The 20,687-nt window shown below is 30.0% G+C and carries 17 protein-coding genes; 3 read left to right on the top strand and 14 right to left on the bottom strand.

Annotation, left to right across the window (positions count from 1 at the left end):
• Positions 1–88: 88 nt before the first annotated feature.
• A complete protein-coding gene (locus tag NMK29_RS09435; protein ID WP_108804130.1) occupies positions 89–823 on the top strand; it encodes a tyrosine-protein phosphatase in 735 nt (244 codons plus the stop codon).
• Here NMK29_RS09435 and NMK29_RS09440 read toward each other — a convergent pair.
• The 4 genes from NMK29_RS09440 to NMK29_RS09455 all read right to left on the bottom strand — a co-directional run bounded on the left by NMK29_RS09440 (position 820) and on the right by NMK29_RS09455 (position 7,127).
• Entirely contained in the window at positions 820–3,183 is a 2,364-nt protein-coding gene (locus NMK29_RS09440) for a tyrosine-protein kinase (protein ID WP_108804129.1), read from the bottom strand. The two genes, NMK29_RS09435 and NMK29_RS09440, sit on opposite strands and share 4 nt — an antisense overlap.
• Before the next feature lie 7 nt (positions 3,184–3,190).
• Positions 3,191–3,982 (bottom strand): polysaccharide biosynthesis/export family protein, encoded by a 792-nt coding sequence (locus NMK29_RS09445; protein WP_108804128.1) that lies wholly within the window; start codon positions 3,980–3,982, stop codon positions 3,191–3,193.
• 83 nt (positions 3,983–4,065) lie between these two features.
• On the bottom strand, positions 4,066–5,994 hold the full coding sequence (locus NMK29_RS09450) for a nucleoside-diphosphate sugar epimerase/dehydratase (protein WP_108804127.1): 1,929 nt from the start codon (positions 5,992–5,994) through the stop codon (positions 4,066–4,068).
• Positions 5,991–7,127 carry a DegT/DnrJ/EryC1/StrS aminotransferase family protein gene (locus NMK29_RS09455; protein WP_108804583.1) on the bottom strand — a complete coding sequence of 379 codons (1,137 nt, stop codon included), beginning with the start codon at positions 7,125–7,127 and terminating at the stop codon, positions 5,991–5,993. Before NMK29_RS09455 ends, NMK29_RS09450 begins: the two co-directional genes overlap by 4 nt.
• Before the next feature lie 689 nt (positions 7,128–7,816).
• Between NMK29_RS09455 and NMK29_RS09460 the strand changes: the two genes are divergently transcribed.
• Positions 7,817–9,268 carry an MBOAT family protein gene (locus NMK29_RS09460; RefSeq protein WP_108804126.1) on the top strand — a complete coding sequence of 484 codons (1,452 nt, stop codon included), beginning with the start codon at positions 7,817–7,819 and terminating at the stop codon, positions 9,266–9,268.
• Between the two features lie 23 nt (positions 9,269–9,291).
• Entirely contained in the window at positions 9,292–10,254 is a 963-nt protein-coding gene (locus tag NMK29_RS09465; RefSeq protein ID WP_108804125.1) for a hypothetical protein, read from the top strand.
• Positions 10,255–10,260: 6 nt separating this feature from the next.
• On the opposite strand, the gene NMK29_RS09470 is transcribed toward NMK29_RS09465, so the two are convergent.
• The 10 genes from NMK29_RS09470 to NMK29_RS09515 all read right to left on the bottom strand — a co-directional run bounded on the left by NMK29_RS09470 (position 10,261) and on the right by NMK29_RS09515 (position 20,497).
• Positions 10,261–11,412 carry a GNAT family N-acetyltransferase gene (locus tag NMK29_RS09470; protein WP_108804124.1) on the bottom strand — a complete coding sequence of 384 codons (1,152 nt, stop codon included), beginning with the start codon at positions 11,410–11,412 and terminating at the stop codon, positions 10,261–10,263.
• Positions 11,409–12,500 (bottom strand): GNAT family N-acetyltransferase, encoded by a 1,092-nt coding sequence (locus NMK29_RS09475; RefSeq protein ID WP_108804123.1) that lies wholly within the window; start codon positions 12,498–12,500, stop codon positions 11,409–11,411. Before NMK29_RS09475 ends, NMK29_RS09470 begins: the two co-directional genes overlap by 4 nt.
• A 46-nt stretch (positions 12,501–12,546) precedes the next feature.
• Entirely contained in the window at positions 12,547–14,121 is a 1,575-nt protein-coding gene (locus tag NMK29_RS09480) for an FAD/NAD(P)-binding protein (RefSeq protein ID WP_108804122.1), read from the bottom strand.
• 3 nt (positions 14,122–14,124) lie between these two features.
• A complete protein-coding gene (locus NMK29_RS09485; protein WP_108804121.1) occupies positions 14,125–14,769 on the bottom strand; it encodes a NeuD/PglB/VioB family sugar acetyltransferase in 645 nt (214 codons plus the stop codon).
• Between the two features lie 41 nt (positions 14,770–14,810).
• Positions 14,811–15,416, bottom strand: a complete 606-nt coding sequence (locus NMK29_RS09490) for a sugar transferase (protein WP_108804120.1) — start codon at positions 15,414–15,416, stop codon at positions 14,811–14,813.
• 6 nt (positions 15,417–15,422) lie between these two features.
• On the bottom strand, positions 15,423–15,668 hold the full coding sequence (locus tag NMK29_RS09495) for an acyl carrier protein (RefSeq protein ID WP_027391611.1): 246 nt from the start codon (positions 15,666–15,668) through the stop codon (positions 15,423–15,425).
• Between the two features lie 20 nt (positions 15,669–15,688).
• Positions 15,689–17,185, bottom strand: a complete 1,497-nt coding sequence (locus NMK29_RS09500; RefSeq protein ID WP_108804119.1) for an AMP-binding protein — start codon at positions 17,183–17,185, stop codon at positions 15,689–15,691.
• A gap of 24 nt (positions 17,186–17,209) precedes the next feature.
• On the bottom strand, positions 17,210–18,307 hold the full coding sequence (locus tag NMK29_RS09505; protein ID WP_108804118.1) for a hypothetical protein: 1,098 nt from the start codon (positions 18,305–18,307) through the stop codon (positions 17,210–17,212).
• A 21-nt stretch (positions 18,308–18,328) separates the two neighbouring features.
• Positions 18,329–18,934 carry a sugar transferase gene (locus NMK29_RS09510; RefSeq protein ID WP_108804117.1) on the bottom strand — a complete coding sequence of 202 codons (606 nt, stop codon included), beginning with the start codon at positions 18,932–18,934 and terminating at the stop codon, positions 18,329–18,331.
• Between the two features lie 255 nt (positions 18,935–19,189).
• Complete coding sequence (locus NMK29_RS09515; protein ID WP_108804116.1) at positions 19,190–20,497, bottom strand: phenylacetate--CoA ligase family protein; 1,308 nt, start codon at positions 20,495–20,497, stop codon at positions 19,190–19,192.
• Positions 20,498–20,687 lie beyond the last annotated feature (190 nt).

A 20,687-nucleotide genomic window follows, 5' to 3' on the forward strand; every position in this document is an offset into this window, starting at 1 on the left:
GTAAGTAACTTGATGTAAGCTATTAAGAGATACTTGCATCACATTAAAGTTTAATACTTTAATTAACCCCAAAACAAGAACGAACACGTTGCATTTTTTATCAAAGAAAGAAATTCATCTTAAAGAGATCATTCCGCAAGGTTATGTAGATATGCATTCTCATTTATTACCTAATATAGATGATGGAGTCAAAACTGTATATCAATCTGCTTATATTATTGAACAATTTGGAAATTTAGGAGTAAAAAAAATTATTACTACACCACACGTAATGCAAGAGGTATGGCCAAATACCTCGGAGATAATTAAAAGTAAGCATCAAGAAATGAAACGAGTCTTATCTACATTAGATCTTGATATCATACTAGAAGCTAGTGCAGAATATATGTTGGATGACTTATTTTATCAAAGAATAAAAGCAAATGATATTATACCATTACATGAAAAATATATACTCGTTGAAATGTCTACTTTTAGTGCGCCAATTAATTTAACTGAACTTCTTTTCGAAATTAAACTAGCAGGGTACTCTCCTATTTTAGCACATCCAGAACGGTATTCATTTTACCAAGATCATATGGATAAATACATCGAATTAAAGGAGTCAGGATTTTTATTTCAACTCAATTTACTTTCTGTTTCGGGGTTTTATGGAGAGAAAGTTAAAAACAAAGCGATAAAACTACTCGCTGAAGGTTTTTATGATTTTGCCGGCTCTGATGTGCATAATTATCATCAGTTCGAGGTTCTTGAAAAAGGTTTTTTACCAAAAAATGCCGAAAAAATTTCGGCATTGATGAAAAAGAATCTATCCTTTAACTAGTCTTTTGCTCCGTATCCATAACCATAACCATATCCTACCTTATCACCTGCTGCATTTAGTAATACCGCCATATTAGGAAGACGTTTTTCTCTATAGAAATTTTCTGGAACTTGGAGTATTCTTTTATCTGAGTAATTTTCTCTTACGATGTAAATGCTTAAATCAGAAAAATGCCCAATCAATAAAGTATCCGTTACCAAACTTACTGGTGCTGTATCTACAACTATATAGTCATAATTATCTCCTAAATAATCGAACATTTCCTTCACTCTATCATTCATCAATAATTCAGCTGGATTAGGAGGTATCACACCAGAAGGTACTACAAAAAGAGGGTCATTTTCTCCTTGTTCATATACAACATCTTCTGGCTTAATATCCAAATTCATAATAAAATTGGTAAACCCAGGAGTATCTTTCCCTTTTTGTAATTCAAAGAAATTATGAAATTTTGGATCACGAAAATCAGTCCCTAAGTATGCCACTTTTTTTCCGGATATTGCCAATGTTTTTGCTAGATTAGAAGAAACTAAGGTCTTCCCCTCTCCAGAAATTGTAGAAGTAACAAAAATAATTTTACCAGTTTCCTTATGCGTACCTGCCATTAAGAAACCTAAATTTGTCCTAAGAATCCTGAAGGCTTCTGCAATAGATGATCGGCTATTTCTAGAAACCACAATCTTACTTTTCTTACTTTTTGTTTTTGGTATAGCTCCTAAAATTGGCATAGATAACGATCTTTCTAAGTCTTCTCTAGAATTTACCTTAGTATTGAATAGATCTAATAAATAGATAGTCAAAAAAGGCAACGCAAAACCAAAAAATATCGCTCCAAAATAAATCATCTTTTTATTTGGTGATACTGGGTAAGAACCTAAAGTAGATGCCTTATCAATTACACGTGCATTCGATAATGTGATATGACTTGTAATCTCGGCTTCTTCTCGTTTTTGTAATAAATATAGATATAATTGTTCTTTTATACCTTGTTCTCTTCCGATAGCAGTCAACTCCTTTTGTCTTAGTGGCGCATTATACAATTGTCCACTAAAATACTTGTCTTGAGTCCTTAAACTATTCAAACTTATGTTAATAGAGTTTTTTGCACCGTTTAAACTAGCAATTAACCCTTGTCTTAAAGAACCAATTTGCTCATCAATATTAACTACAACGGGATTTTGTACACTAGAAGATTTTAATAGTCTTTTTCGTTGACTTATTAATCCATTATAACGAGCTACGGTTGATGTAATCGAAGGATCATCAAAACCAAGTGTTGAAGGTAAAATATCATATTTACCATCTTGACTAAGCACAAAACGTCTAGTTGATTCAATTTTTCTTAATTGAGTTTCAAATCTATTAATTTCTTGTAAATTTCTAGAATCAATATCGGCAACTCTTTGCGTTTGTGCAGACACATCATTAGTCAATCCAAATTTAGATTTATAACCTGCAGCTTCATCATCCACTTCAGACAAGTCACCAGAAATTAGATCTAATCTCTCATTAATAAAACCAGCTGTTCTAGCAGATGTCAATTTCTTATTTTCAATAGTAGATTTATTATACTCCTCTACCAAATTGTTGATGATATCTTTTGCCTTTTCCTTTACTGGATCATTTAAAGACAATTTTACGATTGAAGATCCTTTGCCTATCGTAATAACAGATAATTTATTTCTATAACTCTGAGCTACAATATTTACCGGAGTTATTTTAATATGTATAACTTTTCCTTTGTTTGATTCTATTCCATCAATGTTTGGAGTTATTACGATATCTCCAATACTAGTATTAATAGTCTTTCCAAAAGAGTGATCACTCAATTTCTGTCCTTCTTTATCTACGAACGAAAAAGAAGTCTGCGAATTAATTAAAACTCTAAAATTCTTTGATTTTGTATGAACTATAGAATCTGCAGATAAAAAATTAATCTCAATTAAAGATTTAGGATAATTTTCCGATTCAAGAACCCTACCTTTGGTAAAATATTGAACATTTAATTTCAAATTATTAACTACATTGGTAAGCAATGTTCTGGATTTTATAATCTGAATCTCATTTTCTATTTTATTCTTAGAATCATCTAGTAAACCAAGGTCTTTAAAAGCTGACAGTTCTGATTCACTAACACTCTCTTCCTGAGAAATTAAAATTGTACCAGACACATTATATTGCGGTATGGTATAGCGTATATGTAAATAAGCTAAAGTTCCAAAAACAACAACACTTAGTAAAAACCAATACCATTTTTTTACATACTTTAAAATTTCATCTCTAAAATTGAAACTTGACTTAGGTGCATCTATAAAAGTGCTGTTATCAGTACTATTATCGGAATTATTATTAGAAATCATATATTGCTTATCTTAAAATAAGTGCTAATGCAGCTAAACCTACACTAATTACACTCAAAACAACTCCAACTGTTCTATCTTGTCCTTTAGAACTCTTTATTCTAGCATCATTAGGTTCGACATATAATACATCATTTTGAGCCAAATAATAAACTGGAGAATCAAAAATAGATTTAGAAGTAAGATCTACCTTATGATAGGTATTAACTCCGTCATTTTCTCGAATCACCATAACATTACCTCTTTTTCCCATAATAGTTAAGTCGCCTGCTAAACCGATTGCTTCAATAATAGTAACTCTTTCGTTAGGAATTGTAAAAGAACCAGGTCGACCAACTTCTCCTATAACAGTAATTTTAAAGTTTTTAAGTCTAACATTTACTATAGGATCTTTTATATATATTTTTAGCTTCTCCTTTATCATATCCTTAATCTCAACTCTAGTTAAGCCAGAAATTTTTAATTTCCCTAGTACCGGGAAATCAATATTTCCTTCTTCATCAATAAGGTATGTAGGTTCTACTCCTCCACTTCCAGTAGATGATCCTGCATTATCACCAGAAGGAGAAGGTAAACTAGCTCCTTGCATTAAATTAAAAGGTCTTGCAGCATCCATATCGGTTGCAGAAACTAAAATACTCACTACGTCATCCACCTTAAAAACTGGTGTAAATGAATTTGTAGATTTAATTTTTTCTAAATCTTTAGATTCTTGAAAATAAACAACATCAGTAGGTGTTTTGCAAGAAAAAATAAATGATGATACTACTAATAAAAGTAAAAACTTGATTGAATGCATATTTTAAATTCTTTAGGGCATTTTGATCTATAAACAAAAGTATAATAATATTCTTGTTTATAGCAACTATTTTAAAAAGAAGACTAAACTAATACTTTTTGTACTTTATTATTAGTTTCGTTGTTTTCGATATCGATACTTTCGAAAGTAGAGTTCTTAGAAATGAACTCAGGAACAATCTCTTTAAGCTTTCCAACGATTTTATGATCTTGATTAAATAAATTCATAATACATAAATCATCAATCTTATCCATTATTAAAGGACAATCTTCATCATCGTGCTTGCTTATCATTATCTTTTTATGATATGTAGGTAACGTATTTTCTGTATCTGCTAAAAGTTCTTCGTATAACTTTTCACCTGGTCTTAATCCAGTTATCTCAATATCAATATCATTTGGATAATTAAGTCCTGATAATCTGATCATTTTTTTAGCTAGATCAAATATTTTTACAGATTCTCCCATATCAAAGATAAAAATCTCGCCTCCATTCCCCATAGTACCTGCTTCAATTACAAGCTGAGATGCTTCTGGAATTGTCATAAAGAAACGTGTAACATCTTTATGAGTTACTGTAAGTGGTCCTCCTTTATCTATTTGTTTTTTAAACAATGGAATCACTGAACCATTAGAACCTAAAACATTACCAAATCTTGTGGTAATAAATTTAGTTTTACTTGTTCTATGTAAACACTTGATATACATTTCGGCTACTCTTTTAGTAGCACCCATTACGTTTGTAGGGTTAACAGCTTTATCTGTAGAAACAAAAACAAACTTATCTACTCCATATTCAGAAGAAAGATCAGCTAGTTTCCTAGTTCCTAAGACATTAATTTTAATTGCCTCACAAGGATTATTTTCCATTAGAGGCACATGCTTATATGCAGCTGCATGGAATACCATGTTTGGTTTAAACCTATCGAATATTGTTTCTATACGTTGGTGATCTCTTATATCTGCTACAATTGGCGTAAAATTAGTAACACCTTTACTTAACAATTCCTGTTGAAGATCATACAATGGTGATTCTGCTTGATCAACTAATACCAAATGTTTATAGGTATAGAATGAAGCTTGCCTAACAATCTCACTACCAATAGATCCCGCAGCACCAGTTATTAAAACAACTTTATTATCAAGTTCTCTCTTAATATTTTGATTTTCTAAAGCGATTGGAGCTCTATCCAATAAATCTTCAATTTGTATCTGTTTTATTTGAGAAACATTTAGTTTACCATCAATCCAATCGTTTATTGCAGGTATAATCTTAACTTTCACAGATAGCTTTAGCAAATTATCTGATATTTTAGATAAACGATGCTTGTCTATATGAGGAATTGAAACAACTATTTCCGTTATATTATGTTTTGTAATATAACTTTGAGTAATTGCCTCAGAACGATATACTTTTATTCCATTAATTGTTTTTCCAACTTTTTGCGGGTTGTCATCAATAAATCCAACTACAGTTACAGATTTATGAGAATCATTTGTAATTGCAGCCAATGTTATCAAACCAGAATCACCAGCTCCATAAATCATTACTCTTGAAGAATCTCCTAATTTTGATTTCACATATAAGTAACAATATTTAAATATCAAACGACTGGTTGTAAGGGTGATAATATTTAACAAATAATGCACACATATAATTGATACCGGTATATTTAAAAGCTCTGGCATCAATGATAATCTACTAGAAACCATTAACGCACCACTTAACGAAATTAATACGGTAACAGCTAAGAACAGATTATAAGCATCCCTCATCCCAGTGTGCCTTACAACACCTTTATACGATCCAATTAGTAAGAAGCTAATTCCAGCTAACGCTGTCATAACCGGAACTTGATATATGAAATTAGTTAGATCAAAATCAAATGTAATCCCAAATCTAACTACATATGCCAAAAAGAAATTGAAAATAGTGATTGCAATATCAATAGATAATACAAGCCATTTCGATGCATGTTTATGCGAGTTATTAATTATGTAATCCTTAATCATCTCAATACTTTTTTAATTACCGATACAATTCTAAATAAATCTTCTTCTTCAAGATTAGACCCGCTGGGTAGGCAAAGTCCTCGATCAAATAGGTCATCAGAAATTCCATTGAGGTAGACATCACAATCTGCGAAAACAGGTTGTAGATGCATGGGTTTCCATAGTGGTCGGGATTCTATATTTTCTTTTGCTAAAGCTAACCTCAACTCTTCTCTCATTTCATAAGAAACAGTCGTTATACAGGATAGCCATCTGTTAGAATAAAAACCTGATGGTTCTTCTAGAAATTTAATTTCTTCGAAATCAACTAGGTTTTCTTTATAAAAATTAAAATTACTCCGTCTATTAGTAACATGTTTGTCCAATACTTCCATCTGTCCCCTTCCAATTCCAGCAATGATATTACTCATTCTATAATTGTGGCCGATTTCCGTATGTTCATAATGTGGAGCATTATCTCTTGCTTGTGTAGCAAGAAAAATTGCTTTGTTTTTAAGTTCAGGTTTTTTTGCTATTAATGCGCCTCCTCCAGAAGTGGTAATTATTTTATTCCCGTTAAATGAGAGAATAGCAATATCTCCAAAAGTTCCACACTTTATATTGTGGTAAGAACTTCCTAAAGACTCTGCGCTATCTTCCAAAACAGGAATTCCATATTCCGAAGCTATTTTATGTATCGCTTCTACTTTATATGGCATACCATATAAATGTACTGCAATAATAGCTTTTGGTTTTTTACCTTTTTTTGCTATTCTATCTTTTATAGCCAATTCCAATTGCTCAGGACAGATATTCCAAGTCTGTTCTTCGCTATCAATAAAAATAGGTTTTGCACCAAGATATACTATTGGATTTGCAGAAGCAGCAAATGTCATACTCTGACATAACACTTCATCTCCTAAAGTAACTCCCAAAAGTTTAAGTCCTAAATGTAGTGCTGCTGTCCCCGAACTAAGCGCCGCTACATTACTACTCTCTCCGAGATAATTCTCAATGTCGTTTTCAAAACCATCAACATTTGGACCTAAAGGGGCTACCCAATTGGTGTCAAACGCCTTTTTTACATAGCTTTGCTCCGTCCCCCCCATATGTGGTGAAGAAAGCCATATTTTCTTGGACTCTACTGCATTCATAATTTTCCCCATTAATTAATGAACAATAATTTATCCTCAACAATTACAACATATATGCCATAATCATCAATTTTTTTATTAATACTCTAAAAATTTTAGGAAGAAGGGGGTAGTACTTCCAACTTGTATTTTTCTCTTACTTGCTTTAACCAATGCTAAAATAGTTTAGTTACATTAAAAATCACTAGAAAAACTCATATTTTAGATAGAATACTTAAAAAATGCGTTTAACAGCATAGCTAGTTTACAATTACATCTAAAACAAGGGGTTTACCGTAAGAAAATTACTATATATTCCTACGTTAAATACCCGTAAAAACTTACAAAAAAAAGCTCAACATTCTCTAAACTACCTGATAACAGCACTTTTAACATTTTTTAAACAAATTTTATAAAATAATTTATCAGTAATTTCTTACTTACCCCATTTTAGATACTCTATGCAATTATACTGGTAAATTTTGACAAAATAAGAAGGGAATTACCTGTTTCTTAACAGGGTTTTTCCCCTACTCTATTTATTAATTAGATATGAAATAATTCTATTAAATAAAGAATTATAAAAAAAAAGAGATAATTCTTGATTTATTAAATTAATTAAATAAAATTTACACGCTTCAAAAAAAAGAAATTACCTAATTGTAATTGTAATTAAACAAATCCCCCGAATTTTATATTAATGATTATTCATGTTATTTAATTCTTTAGATTTTTTCATCTTTTTGCCAGTAGTGTTTATTATTTACTGGTCATTATTTAGTAAAAACGTAAAGCTTCAGAATTGTTTTATTCTGATGGCTAGTTATGTGTTCTACGGAATGTGGGATTGGCGTTTCCTATTTCTAATTTTGGCAAGTACAATTGTTGATTACATTGTTGGGCAATTTATTCACAAAAACGAATCTAATCACCTTAAAAAAAGATGGTTATTAGTTAGTGTGATTTTTAATATTTGCCTTTTAGGTTTTTTTAAATATTATAATTTCTTTATCGATTCTTGGGTTGATTTCGTTACTATTTTTGGATATGAGATACAAAGTTCTTGGACTTTAAAAATTATACTTCCGGTAGGAATATCATTCTACACATTCCAGACAATGTCTTATTCGTTAGATATTTATTATAAACGATTAACTCCAACTAAAGATTTTATTTCATTTGCAACGTTTGTTAGTTTTTTCCCTCAACTTGTAGCTGGTCCAATCGAAAGAGCATCCAATTTACTTTCTCAGATTACGGTAAAAAGAACGTTTAATTATAGACAATGCAAAGAAGGATTAAAACTAATTCTCTGGGGACTCTTTAAAAAAGTAGTTATTGCTGATTCCATCGCTCCCATAGTAGATGATATTTTTGCTAATTACCATGATTATTCCGCTTCAACGCTTATACTTGGAGTTGCCTTATTTAGTTTTCAGGTATATGGAGACTTTAGTGGATACTCTGATATTGCGATAGGTACTTCAAAACTATTTGGTATTGAATTAATGTCTAATTTCAAGTTTCCAAACTTTTCTAGAAACATGGCCGAATATTGGCAAAGATGGCATATATCTCTATCCACTTGGTTTAGACATTACGTATATATTCCGCTTGGTGGTAGCAGAGTTAGTAAGCTAAAATCTATAAGAAATATTTGTATCATTTTCTTAGTTAGTGGCTTTTGGCATGGAGCAAATTGGACCTTTATAGTTTGGGGAGCGATTCATGCTATTTTATACATTCCTGTTTTTCTTATGGGACGTAATAGAATATATATGAACAACGTAGTTGCAGAAAATAGATGGCTTCCTTCAATAAAAGAAATATGCCAAATGCTTCTAACCTTCTCTCTTGTAACCTTCTCCAGAGTATTCTTTAGATCCGAATCAATTACGGACGCTTTTGGTTTTCTAAAACAGTTGTATACTAATTTTTATTTTGAAATATATGAACACCCTTTAGGCTATCGTATGATAGATTATTTTATACTTTTAGTAATCTTTATTATATACGAATTTAGAATTAGGAGAGATGAAAGATCTCCATTTAAGTTTAAATCAAAAATTATTCGATTTGTAGTCTATACAATAGTAATTCTTGGAATGCTACTTTTCTTTGATGATAACATAGATAGATCCTTTATTTATTTTCAATTCTAAAATCATTAAATAATCTAAGTAAAATGAAAAAACTTGTTCTTAAAAGCGCTTTTTATTTTTTTCTGATATTAATATCATTGGAGTTGTTAGTTCGTTGTTTTCATCTAGCGAAGGATACTCCTACTCGATTTTTGGATGAATACAAAGTAGAAAAATGGGTTCCAAATCAAAGCGGGTTTTCAGTTACAGGAAACAGAAAACAAAATTTCTCTGAATACCATATAAATAAATCAGGATACAACTCTTATAGAGAATTTAACCCAACCAAAGATAAAATTGAAATTGCCTTAGTAGGAGATTCTTTTATTGAAGGGTTTCATCAAAATTATTACAATTCGATCGGAAAAAAGATTGAAAATTCTGTACCAAATATTGAAGTTTATGAATACGGATATGCTGGATATGATTTTGCTGATCAGTTACATCTTATCAATGCCTATAAAGAGCAATTCGATAAAATAGATAAGGTCATTTTGGGAATCAAATTTTCTAATGATCTAACAAGAAGTAAATACGCAGTAGTAACAGGACGTTTAGCCTTAGAATCACCTATGAATAAACTTCTTAAAAAAAGTAAATTATTGGTTTATTGCAAAAGTATAGGTATCCTAGATCCACCGCAAAGGTTGGTATACCGATTAATGAACGTTCTAAAAACCAACCAAAAAAAACCACCTCTAGATAAAAATGAGTTATTACGAATCAAAAAGGAGAAAGAAGATAAGTATCTAGCAAATTTTAATAGTTTAATTAGTGAATATGGTTACGATAAAGATCGTTTTATATTGCTTTTAGATTCAAGTATAACAAGCCCTATTTTTCTTTCCTATTTAAAAGAAAACAACTTTAAATACGTTGATTTTTCAACATATTTTGATAAAAGTACAACTTCTACCACTTTAATATATGATAGACATTGGAATAACCATGGAAGAGGTTTAATTGCTAAGGCTATCAGTGATTATATCAACAAATTGGATGAATAAAAAAAACTAACAACTAACCTTTTGCATCTTTGACTGCCCAACTATTAGAAAACTATTTTCTTTTTCAGAAAGTCGTAAAACTTTCACATTTTTAACGTTATCGATACTTGTATACAAAAAATCAAAAACAATTTTTCTTAACCAACTATATTCTTGGGTATTATAGTCGACAACAATTAATTCTTTATCATAATTAACATCTTCTATAGGGGCAATTTGATACTCTTTTGTAAGAACAGCAGGATTTTTCTTTTTCTTTGCTTTGTATTCTTTATATCTTACATACGCTACTTTGAAAACAAATTCCTTAATTTTTACTTTAGTGTATTCTATGTTCCCTTTAATAAACCCCATAATAGACCTTTTAGGGTATATGATTTGATGCTCAAAATTATATATGTGATTACACCATTCTCTCTTATAGCTCAAGTCTCCCATTCCCATTTCATAAGATTTATGATCATTTTCTATCAACCAATCTAATTTTTTATAAATCTCTACACTTCCTAAACTAAACTTAGAATAATCAATATCATATGATGATATTGCACTAAATAATCTATTTTGAAAATGATGATTTAAAGAAACTATGATAGGTTCATTACTATCATATGCCACAAATAGAGAAGCTTTCTTTTCATTTATCAAAGAAAAATACATTTTCTTATAATAATCCCATCTTAACAAAGTCTGGCTAACATCATTACGTTGTTCAAATCTCCTAATCAACATTTTTTCTAAACAGTCCATAAAAAGGTCGTAGTCTTCCTTTTTTATGGCTCCGTAGTATGTTTTATATTCAATATCAAAACATGTTTCTAATCTCTTAATTCTTCTTCGTATTCCTTTGGCATTACTCCGAAAACGATGTTTAACATAAGCATCCGCACTCGTGAAATCATCTAAAAAAATAGCGTATCCTTTAAAAAATTGACCAACCTTTTTAACGATCAAATTCTTAGTATCTAAATCTGGTTTTAAATAATCGGGAACAAAAAAAACAGAATGTATACTATTCGGTTTTTCTATCAGAGTAATATCAAAATCTGGGTTAGCCAAAGACTCCTCACCTTTTCCCGAATGTATTCCTGAAAATATCTTTGGTATTGAACATTTTTCGAAAAGCTGGAAAAAATAATCTATATTTTCTTTTTTCATCTATTATTCAATCTATAAAATGGAAAAAAATATTTTTTTAGATCTTCCTTCTTAATATCCTTATACTCTTCATCGGATGACATACATAGTTGATCATATATCTCCTGATTTACTACCTTTCTTCCTGTACAGAATACCACATCTTCATCTTTAGGGAAAAGAGATTTCTTATTTTTATATAAACCATCACCATCCTTCATTCCTCCGCCTAGAACGTAATGTTTTTTTCCATTTTTAACAGCCCATTCTATAACTTTTACTCTTAAAAAATCATTCGGTCTGTAACTAAAATATTCTGCATTAGTACCTCCTAAAAAAGCGAAAATTATATCCTTATAGTTTATTATCAATTCAACTGAAATTGGTATTCCTTCGTAATACACTACTACAATAGAAAAATTATCTAAATTAGATAATATCAAATCCTCAAAATAAGCACTAGAAAAAAAGTAAATACTGTCGGCATTATTCCGTGTCATTGTAGCTACATAAATATCATTGAAGATTGTAATTATCTCTTTAGTAATTTGATCCTTATGGAACACCTTAAAATCTAGATTATAATTTACCGCTTTTCGATAATTATTTCTCACCTTAGGTAAAAATGCATTCCATTGATCCTCAAAATCATCCAATAATAGCCCTTTTACATTTGATAATGTCTCTATTAATGATCCTGAATAATTCTTATGATTTTCGTTTAGACTAAATCGTATAAACTCTGTTACAACCATATTATCACGATACCAGCTATCTACTTGTTTCCAAAATTCAGCTAAATCCTCTGAAGTAACATGATCACTATAAAGTGGACCACTATAACCATAAGGACTAATTACATCCTTGTATGGATATTCCTTTCCATCAATTTTTATCTTTCTTAAGACAAACGGCATCAATACAATAGGAACATCATTTTTTTCAAACAAAAAACATCTTAACTCATCAGAATCTTTCTCTAAATGACGTAAATGTTCTATAGAATAGTACACATTATTATTCCATTCATTTTTAAGAAGTGATTTATACTTCGAAACTTCTGCGCCATCATCAAGATCTTTTATTAATATTTTGTAATTTTTATCCAATGCTAAAGTTGTTTATTAGTAATTCGTTTATTGATTGATTCTTGTGCTAACTGCTCACTACATTTTGATTAAAATAATTATACAATTTTCCAGCTAACAGGTTTGATAACCATATAATTCTGCCACAATGTTCGACGTGCCATACCGCTTTTCCATCAAAAATATTACCTGCTAATAATGGACCTACAATATGTAAATTGTCTGAAGCTTCTAAAGCGTCATTAACGTCAAAACCAATCTTAGATTCATTTGGAACACATAATTTATTGGCAATAACTTTGCTTAGTAACGTGGGTATGTCCGAAGCCGTTAAATTTGTACCACCAATACAATTAAAAACAATATGTACCGGATCGCTATCGATTTTATTTGTTTTTGATTTTGTATCTAAATATTCTAAAGAATACTGATTATTATCCGCTTTATTTATATTTATAAATCGTCCAGCAATATGTTCAAAACGATTCTCTCTCTTAAGAGTATCAATAGTTTTAGAATAATGATATCCCGCACAACGTTGTCTTCTGCCAATATCATTACCATATAAACAAGCAAACTTTTTAAGCTCTTCTGTACTCAATTTTTGTAATAATGAACCAAAGGCACTTGAAATAACATCTACCGTAGATGCTGCTCCTAAATGAATCTCGTCTGCTACATCTAAATCCTTATATGTTGCTTCTGCTATTTCTTTAGCGCTTAAATCCTGTTGATTAGCAAGAGAAAGTAAATTTTTAGGCGAATATCTTTTTTTACCCTCTTCGTCAACTACAGAATCTGGAGACAATCCCTGGGTAGAAAGTAATGTAAATTTATTGATTCTAGATTTTAGATTTTCTAAATCATTTAATTTATACAACATTTCTAATCCACTGGCATTTGCACCTACGATTAAAGCATTAATTTTTTCTGTTTCCCTCTTTTCTAAAAAAGCATCAAGCTTATTAAGCACATCTTTTAAACAAGGCTTATATGGGTTATTGATAAAGATTAAATTATCGTCCGTTATTAAGTCTTCATTTTTCCATAATTGCAGTGTAGGTAATGAACCTACAGAAAGAATTACTTTTTCTGAAACGATTTCTTTATTATCCTGAAGTGTTATAGTATATTCATCTCCATTTTTATCTAAGTCAATTACTTCAGAGTTAATATAATCTACAGATATACTATTATTTTCTTGCGCTTCCTTTATGTTACTTTTAATTTTTTGATCAATATAGCTCCCGAAAAAACGTCGAGGAATAAATAAATCTTCCCATTGATTATTTTTAAGCCTCTCTTCATGCGTAGAAAGCCATTCTGCTGATAACGCTCCCCCATCCAATCTAAACTCTTCTAACAACCATTCTTTATTAGTATTAAGCCAAGCAATAAACTTAGTTCTTTCTGGTTCAGGCAAAAAATTCTTTAGAGAAGTAATTAATAAGACAGAAAACCCAGATCTTATACCATATGGTATTCCTGTATAAAATTCAGGATATTTATCTATAATTGTTAACGATATTCTCTTATCAATTGGGTTTGTTTTTAATTGATCAAGAAAATGCAAAATAGTAAATGACGATGAGATACCAGATCCTATAAAAGTGATATCCGTGTGGTTAGTTTCAAAATCCATAAACTATGGTTTTTTTGTTTTTATTACGCGAGCTGGATTACCAACTACTGTCGTATATTCTGGAACATCTTTAATTATTACTGTTCCTGCCCCTATTAATGTTTCTTTCCCTATTTCTTTAACACCAGTCATAGCAGTAACTCCCATACCCACATAAGCATTTTCTCTTACATTGATTAAAGCACCTATATTAACTCCAGACGACATAAAAACTCCATCTTCTAATGTTACATGATGGGCAATAGTACTATCCATATTAATCATTATATAGTTCCCGATAGTTGTATGTGGCATCACAATATTACCGGCTAGCATATATACAGCTTCTCCTATAGTAACATCTGGCGCTATAGACACAGTATGATGTAAAAAACCAGGTATTCCATACCCTTCTTTTTTTAAAGTAGATAAATATTCTACTCTTACAGCATTTACACCAATAGGGCAATATACATCTTGAATTTTATTTTTAAAATCATCTAAAAACAAATCCTTATATCTACCAATAACAGGTATATTAATAACATCTTTACCTGCGAGATCAGGATTATCATCAATAAAACCGACAATATTAACTCCTGCTTCTTTAAGGTACGAAGCGTATACCTGACCTTGTGTACCTGCTCCTATTATTACAGCATTTTTCAATTTTTAAAATATAGTTTTTAGTGGTTTTTTAATCTTTTTGGTTAATTGTTACCTGTAAAAGTAGGCATATTTACATTTTCTCCGCTGTTTATATCTTCTTTGAATAGAACTTTCTTTACTGTCATAAAAATAATCTTTAAATCAAGTTTAAAGCTTTTATTCTCAGTATACCAAACATCCAGTTTAAATTTCTCATCCCAAGAAATCGCGTTTCGCCCATTTACCTGTGCCCAACCTGTAATGCCAGGTCGTACATCATGTCTTTTTTTCTGATAATCATTATATAGCGGTAAATATTTTACTAAAAGTGGTCTAGGTCCTATTAAACTCATATCACCTTTGATCACATTAAATAATTGAGGTATCTCATCTAAAGAATATTTTCTTATAAACTTACCAGTTTTTGTAATCCTATCCTCAAAAGGTAATAACTCTCCTTTTTCATCTTTTTTATCATTCATACTTTTAAACTTAATAATCCTGAAAACTTTTTCATTTTTACCAGGTCTCGATTGAAAAAAGAATGGCTTACCATTATTAGCTATCATTAACAATATAATTAAAACTAATATCAATGGTGATAGTATCAAAACACCTATAAAACAAAGTGTAAAGTCTATAAAACGTTTAATAAATGAATTATACATATTAATTTACGCTTGTAATTCGGACTCGATACTATTAAGTAAATCTCCAACATTATTCATATTCATTAAGTCCATTAACTTAAATTTTATATCAAATGTTTTTTCTACTTCGGTTATGATCATCATATGTGTAATAGATTCCCATCCATCTACATCATTTGCTGTGGTTTCATTAGAAAGTTGGAAATTTTCATGTTCTAATACAGAAACAAATGCTGTTTTTACCTTAGATAAAATCTCTTCTCTACTCATCAATTGTTTGCTTTAATTGTTTAATTTATATTAAAATGTTTTTTTAATTCTTTTCTATCAATCTTTCCATTAATACTATGAGGAAATTCTTTTATAAATCTCACATGCATAGGTATCATATAGGATGGCATTTTTGACTTCATATAATCAAAAATGTATTCAGTATCGAACTCTTCGGACTCAATAGCAATTCCAAGCTCTGCATTACCAAGAGAATTGGTAATATCTAACGCTACCATATTCACTTTTTTCTCTGATTTATACTTCGCATGAAATTCGATTTCTGCAAGTTCTACTCTATAACCTCTTATTTTAACCTGAAAATCTGCTCTTCCCACATATAAAAAGTCTCCATCTTCATCTTTTAAGCACAAGTCACCTGTTTTATAATATCTTATATTATTTCCGTTTTCATCTCTAGTAAAAAAACTTTGCACATTTCGTTCTTCATTTTTCCAATATCCAGGTGTAATCTGTGGTCCACCCAAACATAATTCTCCAGTCTCACCTATCGCAACTTGTTCATTTTTTTCATCCACTACAAGATACAATGTATCTTTTTGTGGAGTACCAATGGCTATTATTCCATTATGTGATTTAGTGTCTGTTTCCTTATGGTATGGATAAAATCCACTATACACGGTAAACTCGGTAGGACCATAATAGTTAAATATTTTACAATTCGGAAGACAATTACTCCATTCTTTTGCTATATCACTATGTAAAGCTCCTCCGCCAAAACTACAATACCTAACATCAGGAGCATTTATCTCTCCAAAATATGGTCTCAAATAATTAATTATAGATGGAACCATTGTAAGCACCGTAAGTTTTTGTTCATTAATTAACTTAAAAATATAGAAATATTTAATTGCACCCTTGGGAATTGTATACATGCAAGATCCTGCAAGTAGCGGAAACAAATATGTTACAACTGAAAAATCAAAAGTAAGTTCGAACATCTGCAAACATCTATCCGATGGAACTAAATTAAATGTTGGTTCTGCATCAATTGCTCCCACCAATGCCTGAACATTATTAAAAGTTATTGGAACGCCTTTAGGCAAACCTGTAGTTCCAGAAGTAAATAAAATATATGCTAATTCATCACCTGAAAATTGCTTAGGTTCTAAATTAATTTCGGCATCTTTTAATTGATTAGTAGCAATAACCTGATAATCATTATACATCGAACTTTCTGATGAATCTAAAACGAATTTAGTCTCTGTAAGTTCAAAAACTTTTGAATTTCTTTCAAAAGGAACTTCTGGATTAACCGGTACGTAAGCTTTACCTTCTAGCCACAATGCTATTATACTCGCATATGTTTGAAGATCATCATTAGTAACTAAACCAATAAGTTTTTCTGAATCCTCAATCTCGCTTGCGACCGTTAATCTAATTTTAGATATTTCTAAAGCAAACTCCTTATACGTATAGAAAACACCATTAATACATAAAACATTGTGATCTGTGTGTTTTTCTATTGATTCTTGTAATTGTTTTACGAATTCCATCTGTAGTCGGTTATACTAATTGGTTTAATAAAAATGTCCATCTCGGTTTAACATCGAAAAATTCTCTGAGTCTATTTTTGTGTCATCATGCGCTAATCCCTTTTTAGTCACTTTATGCGTAAAAATTGTCTTATATCTTTTCGTAATCGTATTGGATAACTTGGTGTCATCCGTGAATATGAATGTTCTTTTTTGTTTTACAAAGTTTTCCATCAATGCGTCTACGCAAGCATCATAATTCTCTTCATCCTTAACAATAAAATACTTTATATTAAACTCATTATAATTAATCACATATGATAAAAAACCAATAATTTCTTCTCCTTTAACAATTTTTAAGTTATGAAGATAAATATTATTACTAATACCTGTTTGTAATGATTTATGAGGATGTCTTTGGGGTACTGGAGTCTGTAAGTATTGATTTGCGTCAATCTGCCAGTTCACATATTCTTTATTTTTATAAATTAAATCATTATCTAACAGAGGTTGTATAAAGCTCCAAGTTTCATCATCTAGTTGATTCACATACTCATAAGAAAGATTTTGTACGTTTTTTTTGAATTTTGATGTATTTAATGACCGAATCATCCATCCAGTGAAACTATCAAATCTGTCTAATATAAATTTAAATGATTTTAAAAACTTAAATCTTCCAATTAACATAGAAGCATCTAAACTAAAAAATATGGTATGCCTTAACCTAGAAGCGATTACTTTAAATGGTTGTTTTTCATAAAATGTAGTAACATTCTCCGCGTATGATTTTATTAAAACCTGTTTACCTGTTAGGTTCACGGCTTCATTATAGATATAAGTTCCTAATACGGTATCCTTATATGACTTATGAACCCACCAGGAAATCATCCAATATACTTTTTTAGGATCTCCATTCTTTACATTCAATAAATCTGGAAACATAAATATAAAAGAAATCATCTTATCCCCTTCATATCCTATTACACCACAATAATCATCCTCCTGAATTCTATTGTTAGCAACTAACCATAATGCCTTACTTTTGGGTAATGGCGCTAGATCATTTTTCCAATAAGTATTATTATCAATAGCTTCGCTTAACATTTTTTTTGTTAAGCCTATTACTTGTAAATCCTTACTCATTTTTTTATTAGTATAATATAACTAGTTAGTTCCATCAAACCATTCTGACGTTAATTCTTTTGATAAATTAACATCTTCCTTTTTTACTACTTTTTTTAAAGTTAGACCTAATATCTTTAGGTCTAACAAAAAACTACAATTCTCAACATACCAAACATCATATTCGAACTTCTTTTTCCAAGTAATGGAATTTCTACCATTAACCTGTGCCCAACCTGTAATACCAGGTCTTACATTATGTCTTTTTTTCTGTGTTTCATTATAAACTGGTAAATACTCAATAATCAAAGGTCTAGGACCAATTAAGGACATATCACCTTTTAGCACATTAATCAACTGTGGAATTTCATCCAGCGATGTTTTCCTAACAAAAGTACCTACAGTCGTCATTCGTTCATTATCTGGTAATAAATTACCTTTATCATCCTTTAGATCATTCATAGTTTTAAACTTAATGATACTAAATATTTTTTCAGATTTACCAGGACGTTTTTGTACAAAAAATGGTTTCCCATTATTTGCTATTGCAAGAAATATTATCAATACTAAAAATATAGGTCCAATACATATCAATAGCATCAAAGAAATGCTAAAATCAAAAACCCTTTTAAAAAAATACCTATACACCTTTTTCTAGTTAAAAATGACTACAATAAAAATCATGGAAAAAATTCCATGTCATACTTTTATACTTAAAAAACGGGGGAAATAAAATAGATAAACGATAAATGTCTGTCAGGGGGAATGCAGTGATCATCATATCTATAATTCTATCGTTAGAATCGCTGGCAAATATACAATGTATATTTTACTTTTTTAACTTAAATTAACTACTTTTTGATAAAAAACAATTCGTGCTTATATTTAAATTTTGAAGGCTCTTTAAGCACTGAATTCATTAACAATAGCTCTTTGTTTACCCGAATTTAATAAAGGGATTTCTGAAACATATTCTAATTTTATCAATGCATCTTCTCCTAGATATTCTTTAAACTCCTTTATAAACTCATTTTCTTTTTCAAAAACATTATTTTCAGTTTTTAATTTTATAAGATATTGATTTGCTGTCTTCTGGATAATTTGTCTTTGTTTAACTTCTTTGTACTTATTAATTACCAAAAGAATACTTGTGGATAATATCTCTCCAGATGTACTACGTATCATATCCATCTTTCTACCTTCTACTTTAGTCAACACTAACCTTGCTATATTCTTATTTTCTATATAATTCATAATACCAATATCTCCAGTATCATATCGAATCATAGGGGTATCATAATTAAATAAGTCTGTAATTACAATTCTTCCTAATGTACCAGGCGTTACTCTAGTATCACTATTGAAATCTAAAACTTCTACATAATAACTTGCCCAGTTAATGGTAAAATATTCTTTCTGACAAGGTTGTTGCGCAATCATTCCATTTTCTGCGTTAGAATATCTAGATACCATATCAACATCAAAATATTTTTTCATTGACTTTTTAGTTAATGGGTCTAAACGTTCAGACATTCCTATTACGGATCTTAATTTACAATGAATTGGTTTAGAATTTATAGTATCTAAATACTTACATATTTTATCAAATGATGACGCATACCCTAACATTCCTTTATTTGATTTATCGTTCTTTAAGACATCAACCAAATCCTTAATAGAATCTGACGATAAATCAAATACATCAATTGGAGTAATATTTTGAAAAAAAGATGCTAGTTTATTTTTCATTTTAAACATATTCCAAAAACGTAAATAGAATAGTTTATATCCAATATAAAACCCACACAACTCAGAAAAATAAATGATATCAGCGGTATTTCTAGCTTTTTTATTAATATCCTGATATACGGTAAAAGAGGCTCCAGTAGACCCACTCGTAGACACTCCAATTTTCTTGCTATTCTTATGTTTTTGAGATTGAATTTTTTGATAAGACGATCTTACAATTTCTTTATTAACCACAGGAAAATTCTCAAGGTTTTCTGGATTTATATCTTTGTAAAACACAGTAGATGTTACAGCATGCTTTAATACATCTTTCAAAAACTTTGATTGTTTATCTAGTACGGCCTTTTCTAAAGGGTTCTCTATACTATCTTTGATATCAAGATAATGTCTTCTAACTTTTCCTCCAGAAACAAAATCAACTATCCAAAAAGAAATATTCCTAATCTTTTCGTTAACTCTCATATTCTATACTTACTCTTAATGAATAAAGCCCCGAAATAATCAAAGTCACATATTGATATTGTGTGTATAATAGATGAAACTAAGATAAAACATATTGTGGGTAATACTATATTTTATCAATCTAAATTATGACGATGTTATTTACTTTTCTTGTTTTGGGTAAAATAAGAAATTGTTTCTAAAAACTAAA

The organism is Aquimarina sp. Aq107, assembly GCF_943733665.1.
GTDB lineage: Bacteria > Bacteroidota > Bacteroidia > Flavobacteriales > Flavobacteriaceae > Aquimarina.

What these genes read in the sequence shown, in the direction of transcription:
- NMK29_RS09450 (WP_108804127.1), bottom strand. Translation starts at nt 5,994, where the DNA reads ATGATTAAGGATTACATAATTAATAACTCGCATAAACATGCATCGAAA.
- NMK29_RS09460 (WP_108804126.1), top strand. Translation starts at nt 7,817, where the DNA reads ATGTTATTTAATTCTTTAGATTTTTTCATCTTTTTGCCAGTAGTGTTT.
- NMK29_RS09440 (WP_108804129.1), bottom strand. Translation starts at nt 3,183, where the DNA reads ATGATTTCTAATAATAATTCCGATAATAGTACTGATAACAGCACTTTT.
- NMK29_RS09490 (WP_108804120.1), bottom strand. Translation starts at nt 15,416, where the DNA reads ATGTATAATTCATTTATTAAACGTTTTATAGACTTTACACTTTGTTTT.
- NMK29_RS09445 (WP_108804128.1), bottom strand. Translation starts at nt 3,982, where the DNA reads ATGCATTCAATCAAGTTTTTACTTTTATTAGTAGTATCATCATTTATT.
- NMK29_RS09465 (WP_108804125.1), top strand. Translation starts at nt 9,292, where the DNA reads ATGAAAAAACTTGTTCTTAAAAGCGCTTTTTATTTTTTTCTGATATTA.
- NMK29_RS09515 (WP_108804116.1), bottom strand. Translation starts at nt 20,497, where the DNA reads ATGAGAGTTAACGAAAAGATTAGGAATATTTCTTTTTGGATAGTTGAT.
- NMK29_RS09455 (WP_108804583.1), bottom strand. Translation starts at nt 7,127, where the DNA reads ATGAATGCAGTAGAGTCCAAGAAAATATGGCTTTCTTCACCACATATG.
- NMK29_RS09495 (WP_027391611.1), bottom strand. Translation starts at nt 15,668, where the DNA reads ATGAGTAGAGAAGAGATTTTATCTAAGGTAAAAACAGCATTTGTTTCT.
- NMK29_RS09470 (WP_108804124.1), bottom strand. Translation starts at nt 11,412, where the DNA reads ATGAAAAAAGAAAATATAGATTATTTTTTCCAGCTTTTCGAAAAATGT.
- NMK29_RS09500 (WP_108804119.1), bottom strand. Translation starts at nt 17,185, where the DNA reads ATGGAATTCGTAAAACAATTACAAGAATCAATAGAAAAACACACAGAT.
- NMK29_RS09505 (WP_108804118.1), bottom strand. Translation starts at nt 18,307, where the DNA reads ATGAGTAAGGATTTACAAGTAATAGGCTTAACAAAAAAAATGTTAAGC.
- NMK29_RS09480 (WP_108804122.1), bottom strand. Translation starts at nt 14,121, where the DNA reads ATGGATTTTGAAACTAACCACACGGATATCACTTTTATAGGATCTGGT.